The organism is Syntrophus buswellii (assembly GCF_046097065.1).
Classification (GTDB): Bacteria; Desulfobacterota; Syntrophia; order Syntrophales; family Syntrophaceae; genus Syntrophus; species Syntrophus buswellii.
Genome location: NZ_CP175563.1, coordinates 2,806,313 through 2,819,491, shown reverse-complemented (window position 1 = coordinate 2,819,491; position 13,179 = coordinate 2,806,313). Strand labels below are relative to the sequence as shown.

The following is a 13,179-nucleotide window of genomic DNA, read 5'->3' as shown; positions in this document are numbered from 1 at the left end:
ATGAAGAGCACCGCAGGAGGAACGGTCTTCCAGGCCGTTCCTCTTTCTTCGTTTCAGGTTCATAGAAAACGATGCCTGTCCGTCTGATGGTTGTTGATGACGACGCCGTGGCCTGCGAATTCCTTCAGGAGGCCCTGCGGCGAACCGGCTACGATGTGGAGACCCGCACATCCGCCCGGGATGCCCTGAAGGAGGATCTGTCCCGCTACGATCTGATCATCTCCGATATCCGGATGCCGGATATGGACGGCCTGCAGCTGCTGCGCCGGATACACGAGAAGTGGCCCGCCCTTCCCGTGATTCTCATGACGGCCTTCGGATCGCTGGAAAGCACGATGGAGGCCCTGCAGCTGGGGGCATGGGATTACATCAGCAAGCCCTTTTCTCCGGAAGCGATCCGCAGCATGGTGAAGAAGGTCCTGGGCATGCGGGAGCTGCAGCGCCACCGCGGTTCAGGAAATGCGGCGGTAAAGGAGGAGCCCCGGCTCATCGGTTCCTCCGCCACGATGGTGGAGTTCTACAAGCAGCTGGTCCGGGTTGCCGATGCCTGGGCCAGTGTGCTCATTGAAGGAGAGAGCGGAACAGGCAAGGAGCTGACGGCTCGCTCCCTCCACCAACTGAGTTCCCGGAGGGACAAACCTTTCGTGGTGGTTCATTGCGGGGCCATTCCGGATACGCTTCTCGAGTCCGAGCTCTTCGGCTATGAAAAGGGGGCCTTTACGGGAGCGGATACCCCCCACCGCGGGCTTCTCGAATCCGCGGAAGGCGGAACCATCTTTCTCGATGAGATCACGGAAATGTCCACCGCCCTGCAGGCAAAACTGCTCCGTTTCATGCAGGACGGGGAAGTGCGCCATCTGGGCGGACACGGGGTCCGCCGGATTCAGGTCCGCGTCGTCGCCGCTGCCAACCGCCATATCGATGAAGAGACCGCCCAAGGCCGCTTTCGCGCAGACCTGCTCTATCGGTTTGTCGTCCGCCTCCACATGCCCCCTCTCCGGGGTCACAAGGAGGATATCCCCCAGCTCATGGAATCCCTGCTGAAAAAGATGGGCTATCCGACGGTGAGAATTTCCGATGAGGCCATGGAATGCCTGATGGCCTACGACTGGCCGGGAAATGTGCGGGAGCTGGGGAATGTTCTTCATCAGACGCTCCTGCTGTCTCCGTTCCTCGTCATTCTGCCGGAACACCTGCCGGAGCGGATCCAATTGAAGAAGGGCAGCCAGGAGGAATCGGGAGCGGCCCTGACGCCCCTGGAAGGGGCGGAGCGGGGACAGATCCTTCAGGCCTTGAAGACGACGGAGTGGAATCAAAGCCGCGCGGCGGCGCTTCTGGGGATCGATCGCAAGACGCTGCGGACCAAAATTCAGCGCTATGGATTTGTCCGGGAAAAGTATCCCTGATCGCGGGTCACTGCGGCTTGGAGACGATGGGGAAGAACAGGGTGATCGTCGTTCCCTCTCCGGGCAGGCTTTCAATTTCAATCGACCCGGCGTGGGCCTTGACGATGTCCTGGACGATGGCCAGTCCCAGACCGCGGATTCCCTCGCCCGGATGGGTGCTGAAGAAAGGTTCGTAGATCCTTTCCATCATCTCCGGAGGGATCCCCGACCCGGTGTCTGAAACGGTCAGGGCAATCGCCTGGCGTTCGGGGGACACCCGGGCTGAAAGGGCCAGTCTGCCCCCGTGGGGCATGGCCTCCAGGGCGTTCTGGATCAGGTTGAACAGGGCCGTTTGAACCCGGTAGTGATCGACGTGCAGAGGCGGGATGTCCCCGTCGGTTTGAACGTCCAGTTCAACGTCGGATTTCGCGAGGATCGGCTCGATCAGCGGCAGGGTATCATCCAGGATGGCCTGGATGGTCAGGGATTCGAAATGCGGTTCCGGCGGGCGGGTCGCCCGGCGGACGTTCTGGATGACCGAATTGAGCCTCTGCGTCTGCTGCAGGATCAGCTCCAGCTTGCGGGAAACATCCGACGGCCAGTCCTTCCGTTCCAGAAGGAGCTGCGTGATGCCTGCCACGGAATGCAGGGGGGTTCCCATGTCATGGGCGAGTGTGGCCGTCAGGTATCCAAGGGCCTTCAACTGCTGAAGCTGGTTGACCTGGCTCTGCAGGTGGACGACCTTGAGGGTGGCTTCTTTGACCCGCAGCTCCAAACCCTCTGTCAATTCCTGATTCTGGCGGATGAATTTTTCTATCTCGTCGGCCATGACGTTGAAGTGGTCCGCCAGTTGCCCCCATTCATCCAGGGAGTGGATTGGGATTCGCTTGGCCTGTTTTCCTGTGCGGAAGTCGTCGATGATTTCAATGATCCGGCGGAGGGGCCTGCCGATCAGAAAGCCGTAGCTCGTTGCCGTCAGGAGGACGATGGCGGCAAGCAGCCCCAGCGAACTGAAAAAAAGCATCCATCGGGCGCGGGCGAGGATTTCCCTGTCGGATTGCGAAAAGAGAATAACCCCGACCATGGTTTGAGCCGCGTGACCTTTTTCCCGCGGAATGGGATAAAGCAGTCCCACTGCGGGTCCTGTCTCCGTCTTCAGGGTGTAATGGCGCTTCGCCTTTTTTTCCGCCGTTTCGTTGATGAGATGCTCAGGCCATTCATAAGCGACCCGTCCGGCTCCGGCGACATAATCAATGTCCTCCCTGGACCGGGAAATGATGTCGATGCGGGCCAGCCGGACATCCGTCGAGATATGCTCCTCCAGGGCTGAATCCAGGGCAGACAGACCCCGCCGGGTGGGAAAGCGCTGGTAAAAGGTGCTTAACGTTTCTGCAATACCGTCAAGTTTTTTGTACTGCTGTTCCGTCAAAATCCTCTCCAGCATGCCGAGCTGCATCCATCCCCAGAAGGCCATGGTGACGGCAAGACCGCAGAGGGTGACGATCATCATTCGCGTTTTCAAGGTCATGGCATTCGATTACCCGAAATATCCCGCAGGAGGGTTTTTTCCGTCCCCCGTCCCTTTTTCTCTATGCCTATTACAGCAAAACCCCCGGAGTTTCATGTAAAAAAAGAGGCACGAGGGGAAATGTTCCCTCGTGCCTCCTGAGCGCGTCAACTTCAGTTCGAAGAGCTTATTTTGCGGCGGGGACGGCTTCAGCCGGAGCAGCCTTCTCTTCAGCAGGTTTCGCGGCCTTCTTGGGGGCCTTCTTTGCCTTGGCCTTCTTGGGGGCTGCCTTCTTGACTTCCTTCTTCGCCGCTTCGGGTTTCGCCGCTTCAACCTTCGCCGGCTCTTCCTTTACGGGCGCGGCAGCCTTGTCAGCTGCGAATGCCGATGAGCAGAACAGGAAAACCAGACCAACCGCAAATACCATAGCCTTCTTCATTTTATCCTTCTCCTTTTCACTTTTTTATTTGCCGCCTCCTCATGGGGACAGCGTTATTTCCATGAGAATCTCATGGATTATCTCACTTTGCGACGCCGGATCCCTTCGCGGGCGGAATATCCGGCTCCTCTTTTTCGCCGGGCTGCAGGATCTTTTTCAAAGGCTTTGCCCTTCGCTGCAGCGTGATCTCCCTCAAGACGTTTTTATCACCCCGGGTGATGTAGCGGACGACAACCTTATCGCCGATCTTGAACTTTGTAATGGGTTTTTCTAACGTGAATTCAAACGTTTCTACTGTTCCTTTAACGGAGCGCTCGATTTTCAGCAGGGTGTCCGTAACCTCCACGACCCTGCCCGTCGTTTTCATCTTGACGGTCTTCAGGGATGTCCCCTTGATGTGTTCGGATTCCGAAGAACCCGGGACTGCCTGGTCACCGGCAAACGCCGCGGCGCTGACAAGAAAGGCCAAGCCGATGATCCATACAGCCAATCTCTCCATGTTCGGGGTGTCTCCTTCCATCAAGTTTGTTCGCCATGCTGCATCGTATGTGCCATGTTCAAGAGACAAACAAAATAATTGTTAAGGGTTGAATTTGTATGGGGAATCGAGAGAAGCTTCAGGAGGGCGGATCGGGAAATGGTCCGGAAATTGATGAATTTTTCTCCACTTCCTGGGGAATAACGAATCAGGGACGTTCCTGGCGGTGCCTCTTTTCAGAAATCCAGCGGTAGATCAGGCAATGGGTAAAAAAGAAAACCGCCGCAGCCCCTCCCTGTACGATCAGGCTTCGACCGATTTCCCGGACCTCCTTCTGCCGACGTGCCTTTGGGTCCGCAAGATAGATTCCAAGAAGGCCGCGGTTGATCAGCCGGTGAAAGGGGGCGTCCGGAAGATCCGATACGCTTTCATCCGCGCGGATACAGAAATGCTTCAGGCGCCGTTCCATTTCCTTCGCGTCCGGGTAAAAGGAGCAGAAATTCAAATCTCCGCCATGGCGGTCTTCCTCCTGATCGATCAGATAGTCCAGAAGAATGTGCAGCCCCTGAACCCAGGGAAAATAGGCACTGGCGATGCGTTCGGCACGATCCCGGTCAAAATTCCGCTGAAAGGCGGAAGCGGTGAGGCAGAAGATTCCCAGAGTCGATCCCGTGCAGGCGGAAAACTCGTACCAGGTCATTTGAGTCTGATATTCCGGGTGGTTCAGAAACATTTGATTCAGCCGCCGGACCCGCTGATCCTTCCGGACATGCTTATGCACCTGCAGCTCCCGGTAATGGCCCGCGAGGCTGTGCAGAAACGGGGCAATGAGGGGGTATGCGGAAAGATTTCCCAATACCTCCTGGCAGGTTGTAACGAGGGCGGCCAGGTATCCCCCGTCGTTTTGCTCCCGGTGCAGGGCATAGTAATCGTCCAGGGAAGACGCGGGAGTCAGCGCGTGCAGCATGGACCGGTGAAGCATGCGGAAGTCTTCGGGATTGAGTGACGTACTGCGGTCGCAGAGGTTGTCCAGGTAGTCGCTGATGGTCTGGTAGGCAATGATGAACCGGAGGGTTTCGTCAAAGTGAGGACCGGCCAACAGGGCATAGATGGAGCCGCCCTCACAGTGAAACGCCTTGGTCGTGATGCTCATGAGGGCCTGCCGGCGCAGTTCGGTATCCGGGATGGCCTCGGCGAACCGCCGCCAGCCATCCAGGTAATGATGGACACGGGGTCGGACCTGCAGAAAAATTTTTGTGATCAAGGTGGTGAGACGGGCTGGAACCTTCAAAAGCCTGCTCCTCTAGACTGGGAGTGCGGAACCGGGTGGACCGGCTCGGAACCCGGGCCGTCGAAAGCCTGCATGGCTTCAAGCCGCAATGCCTCGCCTCTTCCCTTGTACTTGGGTGAATAATGAAAAAGGGAAAGGCGTTTGGCCGCCGCCCGCCGCGCCAGAAAGCCCGCCTGACGGGCGGTCAGATGATACTTCCCCGTCGCCTTTTCAAGATCTTCATGGAGGAAGGTCGCTTCGATGAACAGGTGATCGGCGGAATCGGCCAGGGCGAGAATGCGGCCCACATTTTCGGAACTGAAGACGGCGTCCGTCACGTAGCAGATCCGCTGTCCCCGGGATATCCGGACCGCTTTTTCCTTCAGGAACCCCAGGGGAAAGGTCCGCCGATCCGTCGGCCTGTCCCCGGATTTGCTCCAGATCCCGATGGGGTAATCGTCGGGTCTGCCCTGCAGGATCGCTTCCTTGAGATCCATCAGCCATGGGCCTGTGGGGAGGCCAAGGCCCTCGAGGCCGTTTTTCAGGATGTTCAGCCGGCTTTTTTCTTCGAATCGGAAAGCCAGGCAGGGAATGAGATGATCAAGCAACGTGCAGCGGACGGTAAAAAACGTCTCTTCCGTGAGGGGGGCGGATTCGGGGAGGTCTTCTTCCGTGACCGGCTCGGGGCGGAAAGCGGTTCTGCAGCGATAGAGGCGGGATCGCCGGCTGAGGGGAGAGATTTCCGTAGCCAGAAGTTCGAAGTTGTTGGAGTAATTTTCCACGAGGTTCCACGTGTAGCCCTGCAGCTTGCTTTCAACCTGGCAGAGGAAGCCGGGGGGGCCGAAGAGATGAATCCGCTGGTTTCTTCCCAGGCAGATTCTCAGGATTGTATCGAATCCGATGAAATGGTCCACATGCGTGTGAGACACGAAAATATGCCCGACTTTGAGAATTTCCCGGGGGGCCAGGCCGTGAAGATCCCCGAGATCGAAGAGCACGGACTTCTGGCGGTATTTGCATTTGATCAGGACGGCGGGATCCCCGAACGGATCGTTGACCAGCATGGCGGAATACACGGGCGCAGGCTTTCGTGATGGGATGCCGGGGCATCAGGTGATTTTTGCAAAAATCCGTTCAAAGAAGCTTTTCTTTTCTTTGGGGAAGTAGATCGGGCCTTCATAATCCACAATCAATCGTCCGTCGAGGTGATCGATCTCGTGCTGGGCGATGCGGGCGAGAAAATCCTCGTACCGTTTGCTGATCCGGTTGCCCTTGATGTCGTAGGCCCGCACCTTGATTTCCGGGAAGCGGTAGACCTCGACCTGGACTTCCGGGCAGGAGAGGCACCCCTCCGCCCCCTTGACGGGTTCCCCCCGCGTCTGTGTAATGCGGGGGTTTATGAGCAGGTCATAGTCCCTTTCCTTCCTGGACCAGTGCTCTTCATCAAATCCCTTGTTGCGGAATATGACGATCTTTCTGTTGATTCCAATCTGCGGCGCCGCCAGCCCCAGGGCGCCTTCCAGCTCGAGAAAGGCTTCAACCAGGGTTGAAATCTGCTCCCTGGCTTCAGGGGTCAGGGGGAGAGGGACGTCTGAGGATGGTGTGCGCAGGATGCGCGTCTCCTCATCGGTGAGGGAGATGTCGTCCCAGAGGGTCAGCACTTTGTGATTCTGCGGTTTCATGGACTGCCTCGAATAATGTTCTCGAAGGATTTCATATAACATTTCACGACAACCATTTCAAGGATTGTCATGGCGACAATATTCTTGATAATCTTTTTTCGATCTGTTAGCGTTTTGCCTCTTGCGGAAGAGGGGTGTTTTTCACCCCTCCAAAAGAAACGTCAGCAAACCGGAAAATAAACGTGATCCCATCCATTGTCGGTTATATGGCCCGGCGGAACTTTTCGCGGGTTATGCGCTTCCAGGAGGGCCGGAAGCCTTTCCTGCCCGCCGTGTCGTCGGGCGAGCCCCGCCTCCTGTATCTTCATGTCCCCTTTTGCGAACGCCTCTGTCCCTATTGCTCCTTCAACCGCTTTGTCTTCGAAGAGGGGCGCTGCCGGGAATATTTCTCCGCTCTGCGCAGCGAAATCCGCCTTTACAAGGAGAAGGGCTACCGCTTTGGCGGCGTCTATGTCGGCGGCGGGACGCCCACGATCCTGCCGGATGAGTTGGAGGAAACCCTGGAGCTGGTCCGCCGGTGTTTTTCCATCCGGGAAGTGTCGGTGGAAACCAATCCGAACCATCTGACCCCCGAGCGCCTCGACCGGCTGAGCCGGATGGGAATCAACCGCCTTTCCGTGGGCGTCCAGAGTTTCAATGATGGGCTGCTGAAGGCCATGGACCGCTATGACAAATACGGCAGCGGCGCCGAGATCATGGAAAGGCTTCAACTGGCGCAGGGGCGTTTTGACACCCTCAATGCCGATATGATCTTCAACTTCCCCTCACAGGATATGGCCATGCTGGAACGGGACCTGGATATTCTCCTGGACCTGGGAGTGGACCAGGTTACCTGGTACCCGCTCATGGTTTCGGATTCCACAAGGAAAGTGGTCACCCGGACACTGGGGCGGGTGAGCATGGAGAGGGAAAAAGCCTTCTACGAGCGGATACGGGAGAGGCTCGGCGGGGAGTACCGCTTTTCTTCAGCCTGGTGCTTTTCCCGCAAGGGGACCATGATCGACGAGTATATCGTGGATTATGATGAATACGCGGGTCTGGGGAGCGGCTCCATCGGCTACCTGGACGGCGTCTGCTACGCCAACACCTTTGATCTGGCCGAATACTGCAAGCGTCTGGGCGAGGATGAGCTGCCTCTGATGGCTGCGCGGACATTTACCCTTGAGGAGCGGATGCGGTATGATTTCGTCATGAAGCTCTTTTCGACACGGTTGAACCACTCTGAGTTGACGGCAAAATACGGCGGCCGCCTGTCTCCCTGGCTTTGGCTGGATTTGATCCTTTTCCTGCTCGTCGGCGCTTTGAGGTACTCGGCGCCGGACTGGCAGCTGACCCGGCGGGGCTGCTATCTCTGGGTGGTCATCATGAGGGAATTCTTTACGGCGGTGAATAATTTCCGCGACTTCTGCCGGGCGGACACCCCCGCAACGGATCGTCCCCTTCCTCTCTCCAGAATTCAGGAGCAGGTCCATGAATGAACAGATCCAGACATTGCTGCGGGGACTTCCGAACATCAACGACATTATGCTGCTCCTGGAAGGGCGGGGCACAGGGCGCCAAACTCCCCGTGAAATCGTCCGGGCCGCATGCCGGGAGTCTGTGGAGAATCTGCGCCGTTCGATTCTCCGGCAGAAGGGTTCGGCGGAGAAAATCCGCCTTCCCATGGCCGAGGAAATCGCCGACCTCGTGGAAAAGCGCATTGAGGCCCTGCACGCCCCACGGCTGAAGCGCGTCATCAACGCCACGGGGGTTATTCTGCACACCAACCTGGGAAGGGCGCCGCTGTGCCCGGAGGCGAGAGAACGGCTGCTGGCCGTGGCTGAAGGATACTCCAATCTGGAGTATGACCTGGCCAGAGGCGAACGGGGAAAGCGCTATGATGCCGTCCGGGAGCTGCTCTGTCTTCTTGCGGGGGTTGAGGACGCCCTGGTGGTCAACAACAATGCCGCCGCCGTGCTGCTGGCCCTCAATGCCCTGGCGGAGGGCCGGGAGGTCATTGTTTCCAGGGGGGAGCTTGTGGAGATCGGCGGAGAATTCCGCATTCCGGAAATCATGGAAAAAAGCGGCGCCCGGCTGAGGGAAGTGGGAACGACCAACCGGACCCGCCTGGCGGATTACGAGCGGGCCATTACCCCGGAGACGGGACTGATCCTCAAGGTGCATTCCAGTAATTTCAAGATGACGGGCTTTACGGAAGAGGCTTCGCTGGAGGAACTGGTGGCGCTGGGGAAAAAGCATGCCCTTCCGGTCATGTACGATGTGGGCAGCGGATGCTTTATCGACCTGTCGGAACATGGCCTGCCCGCCGAGCCCGTCGTCCGGGCGGTAGCCGCCACGGGTGTGGATGTCCTGACGTTCAGCGGTGACAAGATGCTGGGGGGGCCGCAGGCCGGGATCATCCTGGGCCGACGGGATCTTCTCGCTGCCATTCAGAGGAATCCCCTGAACCGGGCCCTGCGGATCGACAAGCTGACCCTGGCCGCGCTGGAAGCGACCCTGAGGGTTTACCTGAATCCACGGGAGGCTGTGAACCGGCTGCGGATTCTCAAAGCCCTGACCGAATCCCTGGACGATGTGACGCGCCGGGCCGGCAAATTGAAGCGGCTCTTGAAGCGGGCTTTGCCGGACTCTTTTTCCCTGGCGTTAAGGCCGGGGGCGTCGATGGTCGGGGGAGGGGCCTTGCCTGGAATGGAAATCCCGACCATGATGGTGGGGGTGCGGATGGCCGGTTGCTCTGCCGGGCGTCTGGAAGAGCGCCTGCGCCGGCTTGACCTGCCGATTATTGTCCGGGTGGCCGAAAATGAACTCCTGCTGGATCTGCGCACGGTTGCCGAGGATGAACTGGCGCTGATCCGAAACGGATTTCTTTTTCTTGCCGAGAACACCTGACCTGTCACAGGCATGGACGAGGGAGCCATCTTCCGGACGTATACGGTCAACGGGGCGGACAGCGGTCTGCGACTGGACGTGTTCCTGGTCAGGCAGCGGCCTGACCTTTCCCGGGCGCGGCTCAAGCGGCTCATTGATGACGGACGGGTTGCGGTCTGCGGAGCAAAGGCGGTCCGGGCAAGCCGGAAACTCCGTGCCGGCGATGAAGTGACGCTTGAGGAACCTCAGGCAGAACCCCTGGAGCTGCTCCCCGAGGACATCCCTCTCTCCATCCTCTACGAAGATCATGACCTGCTGGTGCTGGACAAACCGGCCGGACTGGTGGTTCATCCGGCGGCGGGGCATGCGGAAGGAACCCTGGTGCATGCCCTTCTCCACCACTGCCGGGATTTGCCGGGAATCGGAGGAGTTCTGCGTCCGGGAATCGTGCATCGTCTGGACAGGGACACCTCCGGTGTGCTGGTGGTTGCCAAAACCGATGCGGCCCATTCGGGGCTTGCGTCTCAATTCAAGAACCGCCAGGTCCAAAAGACCTATGTCGCCCTCGTTTATGGGAACCCCGGAGAGAATCAGGGGACGATCGATCTGCCGGTTGGGCGGCACCCCGTGGAACGGAAAAAAATGTCGACAAAAAGTCGGCGGGGGAAAAGAGCCGTCACTTCCTGGGAAATAACCGAGCGGTTCGGCGTGGCGGCACTCCTGAAAGTGGCTATTGAAACCGGGAGAACCCACCAGATCCGGGTGCACCTGGCGGCGACAGGACACCCGGTGGTCGGCGATCCGGTTTATGGGAGTACGAAGCGGATTTCCGCCATCACGGACCCGGTCGTCCGGTCCCGCCTGAAGGGAATGAACCGGCAGGCCCTTCATGCAGCGCGCCTTTCGTTTGTTCACCCTGTAGGGGGTGAACAGATGGAATTCGAGGCTCCCCTCCCTGGGGACATGGCGGAACTCTGCCGCTTTCTGCGGGAACATTGCCTTGCCCGCCTTTAGAATGCTCTTTTTTTCAGGTTTCAATCCCTCCGGACAGAGGCAGCGGGGCGTTCTACGTGTCACCATCAGGGAAAATTCAAGGAGAAGACGTGTTCCCCATAGCTCAGCGAAATTCGGTTGCCTTTCTTCAGGCTCCGAATTTACAGGACTTCAAATTTCTAACCCATGCCTTCTGCACCCGCCGGGGCGGGGTCAGTGAGGGACCTTTTGCCTCTTTGAACGTGACTGCCGCACAGGGGGACGACCCGGTGCGGGTTGAAGAAAACTGGAACATTCTCAGCCGCTCCTTCGGCATCCCGCTCCGCTCCTTCCTGGTGCTGGACCAGGTTCACGGAGACGAGGTCCTTGTGGTCAGGGAAGACCTCTCTTCGGCGCCCGACAGGGACGAGCCCGCCTGTGATGCCTGTGTGACGGACCTTCCCGGTGTGGCCCTCTGCATCAAAACCGCCGATTGTGTCCCGGTTTTTCTTCTGGATCCCTGTCGGCAAGTCGTTGGCGCGATTCATGCAGGATGGGGAGGAACCGCATTGAAAATCGCTGCCAGGGTCGTTGACGTCATGGTCAGGGAATTTCAATGCCGTCCGGCGGATATCCTGGCGGCTATCGGCCCTTCCATCGGACCTTGCTGTTATGAAGTCGATGGCCGGGTCTACCGGGCGATGAATCATCATTCCGGGTCGGAACGGTTTTTCCGGTCCAGGTCCCATTTCGAACGCTGGAACCTGGACTTGCCCCAGGCCAATTTTCACCAGCTTCTCGAAAAAGGCCTCCAGGGAAACCATGTCGCGCTTTCCGGCCACTGCACCTGCTGCAACCCGGATCTGTTCTTTTCTCACCGGAGGGAGCGGGGTCACACCGGGCGGCATGTCAATTTTATTATGCTCAATAAAGTTGAAACACACGGAATATAAAAATATTTCTTGACATCACCGGGAGATTATATTATTGCACGGCGCTGAGAAAGGATTATATCAAGCCCTTCCGCATGGATTATTCCTGAGTTCAGAATAGCAATCTATTACATTAATCCACGTTCCTCATTTTTCGCTCGTTGCAAATAAAGTTGCACTTTTCCCGTAAAGAAATGGTTCACTTATGGAGTGTAGGCGCGCTGCCGGGTCGGAGTTGTGCCCCCATGCGCCGCATAGGTATTTCCACCGGGATACTCGTAAGGATAAGAATATGAATATTGAAGAAATCAAAAGACAGCCGATCAGTGAACTGGCCCATCTTGCCAAGGAGTTGAACGTGGTCGGCGCCAGCGGAATGAGAAGGCAGGATCTCATCTTTGCAATCCTGCAGGCTCAGGCGGAAAAAAACGGGATGATCTCAGGGTCGGGCGTGCTTGAAATCCTTCCCGACGGTTTCGGCTTTCTCCGGGCCGTCGATTACAACTACCTCCCCAGCCCCGATGACATCTACATTTCCCCTTCACAGATCCGGCGGTTCAATCTGCGGACCGGGGACACAATCTCCGGGGAGGTCAGGCCGCCGAAGGAGGGTGAAAAGTATTTCGCTCTGCTCAAGGTCGACACCATCAACTATGAGGGCTCGGAATTCGCCCGCGATAAAATCCTTTTCGATAATCTCACCCCCGTCTATCCCCAGGAAAAACTCAATCTGGAAGGTGACCCGGAGAATTATTCCACACGCGTCATGGATCTCTTTACGCCCATCGGCAAAGGCCAGCGCGGGCTGATTGTTTCGCCTCCCCGGGCAGGAAAGACGGTTCTTCTCCAGGATATCGCCCACAGCATCACGGCCAATCACAAAGAGGTCATTCTCATGGTGCTGCTCATCGACGAGAGGCCCGAGGAAGTGACCGACATGCAGAGAAGCGTCAACGGAGAGGTGATCTCCTCCACCTTTGACGAACCCGCGACCCGCCATGTCCAGGTTGCGGAGATGGTCATCGAGAAGGCGAAGCGGCTCGTCGAGCACAAGCGGGACGTCGTCATCCTCCTGGACAGCATCACGCGGCTGGCCAGGGCCTACAACACCGTCGTCCCTCCCAGCGGAAAGGTGCTTTCCGGCGGGGTGGATTCCAATGCGCTCCATAAACCCAAGCGGTTTTTCGGCGCCGCCCGGAATATCGAAAACGGAGGCAGCCTGACCATCATCTCCACGGCCTTGATCGACACGGGAAGCCGTATGGATGAGGTGATCTTCGAGGAGTTCAAGGGGACGGGCAACATGGAGCTGCATCTGGATCGCCGGATTGCGGATCGGCGCGTCTTCCCGGCCTTTGATCTGATCCGTTCCGGAACCAGGAAGGAGGAGCTTCTGACGGCAAAGCAGAACCTCAACAGGATCTGGATTCTCCGCAGGCTTCTCCAGGAGATGAACCCGGTGGATGCCATGGAATTCATCATCGACAAGATGAGAAAGACGGAGACCAATCAGGCGTTCCTGGATTCCATGAATTCGTAACGGGAATAAAAATCCTTGAATTTATGAGCCGGATGATTATAATCCCTCAAAAATTCAGCGTCGGAACAGATGCCGGTTCCCGCCGGTCGAGGAGCACAAGGCGGCA

The 13,179-nt window shown here is 57.8% G+C and carries 12 protein-coding genes; 6 read left to right on the top strand and 6 right to left on the bottom strand.

What is annotated here, in order from left to right; translation table 11 throughout:
• Window positions 1-71: 71 nt before the first annotated feature.
• Window positions 72-1,406: a sigma-54 dependent transcriptional regulator gene (locus ACJ77P_RS12760; protein WP_367359330.1), complete on the top strand. Its 1,335-nt coding sequence runs from the start codon at window positions 72-74 to the stop codon at window positions 1,404-1,406.
• 7 nt (window positions 1,407-1,413) lie between these two features.
• On the opposite strand, the gene ACJ77P_RS12755 is transcribed toward ACJ77P_RS12760, so the two are convergent.
• The 6 genes from ACJ77P_RS12755 to def all read right to left on the bottom strand — a co-directional run bounded on the left by ACJ77P_RS12755 (window position 1,414) and on the right by def (window position 6,761).
• Entirely contained in the window at window positions 1,414-2,913 is a 1,500-nt protein-coding gene (locus ACJ77P_RS12755) for a sensor histidine kinase (RefSeq protein ID WP_408998449.1), read from the bottom strand.
• 166 nt (window positions 2,914-3,079) lie between these two features.
• On the bottom strand, window positions 3,080-3,331 hold the full coding sequence (locus ACJ77P_RS12750; protein WP_367359328.1) for a hypothetical protein: 252 nt from the start codon (window positions 3,329-3,331) through the stop codon (window positions 3,080-3,082).
• A gap of 82 nt (window positions 3,332-3,413) precedes the next feature.
• Window positions 3,414-3,830 (bottom strand): hypothetical protein, encoded by a 417-nt coding sequence (locus tag ACJ77P_RS12745; protein WP_367359327.1) that lies wholly within the window; start codon window positions 3,828-3,830, stop codon window positions 3,414-3,416.
• Between the two features lie 187 nt (window positions 3,831-4,017).
• The gene (locus tag ACJ77P_RS12740) at window positions 4,018-5,100 is read right to left on the bottom strand and encodes a tetraprenyl-beta-curcumene synthase family protein (protein ID WP_408998448.1); all 1,083 of its coding nucleotides are present in this window, start codon (window positions 5,098-5,100) and stop codon (window positions 4,018-4,020) included.
• Window positions 5,097-6,155, bottom strand: a complete 1,059-nt coding sequence (locus tag ACJ77P_RS12735; RefSeq protein WP_367359325.1) for an MBL fold metallo-hydrolase — start codon at window positions 6,153-6,155, stop codon at window positions 5,097-5,099. The genes ACJ77P_RS12740 and ACJ77P_RS12735 overlap by 4 nt, the downstream gene beginning before the upstream one ends.
• Window positions 6,156-6,188: 33 nt before the next feature.
• Complete coding sequence (gene def, locus ACJ77P_RS12730; protein ID WP_408998447.1) at window positions 6,189-6,761, bottom strand: peptide deformylase; 573 nt, start codon at window positions 6,759-6,761, stop codon at window positions 6,189-6,191.
• Window positions 6,762-6,943: 182 nt separating this feature from the next.
• Here def and ACJ77P_RS12725 point away from each other — a divergent pair, with 182 nt between their 5' ends.
• From ACJ77P_RS12725 to rho, 5 genes are all read left to right on the top strand, one after another.
• The gene (locus tag ACJ77P_RS12725; RefSeq protein ID WP_367359323.1) at window positions 6,944-8,239 is read left to right on the top strand and encodes a coproporphyrinogen III oxidase family protein; all 1,296 of its coding nucleotides are present in this window, start codon (window positions 6,944-6,946) and stop codon (window positions 8,237-8,239) included.
• Window positions 8,232-9,650 carry an L-seryl-tRNA(Sec) selenium transferase gene (gene selA, locus ACJ77P_RS12720; protein ID WP_408998446.1) on the top strand — a complete coding sequence of 473 codons (1,419 nt, stop codon included), beginning with the start codon at window positions 8,232-8,234 and terminating at the stop codon, window positions 9,648-9,650. The genes ACJ77P_RS12725 and selA overlap by 8 nt, the downstream gene beginning before the upstream one ends.
• A 12-nt stretch (window positions 9,651-9,662) precedes the next feature.
• A complete protein-coding gene (locus ACJ77P_RS12715; protein WP_367359321.1) occupies window positions 9,663-10,643 on the top strand; it encodes an RluA family pseudouridine synthase in 981 nt (326 codons plus the stop codon).
• Window positions 10,644-10,732: 89 nt separating this feature from the next.
• Window positions 10,733-11,554 carry a peptidoglycan editing factor PgeF gene (pgeF, locus tag ACJ77P_RS12710; protein ID WP_367359320.1) on the top strand — a complete coding sequence of 274 codons (822 nt, stop codon included), beginning with the start codon at window positions 10,733-10,735 and terminating at the stop codon, window positions 11,552-11,554.
• Between the two features lie 271 nt (window positions 11,555-11,825).
• Window positions 11,826-13,073 carry a transcription termination factor Rho gene (gene rho / locus ACJ77P_RS12705; protein WP_367359319.1) on the top strand — a complete coding sequence of 416 codons (1,248 nt, stop codon included), beginning with the start codon at window positions 11,826-11,828 and terminating at the stop codon, window positions 13,071-13,073.
• Window positions 13,074-13,179 lie beyond the last annotated feature (106 nt).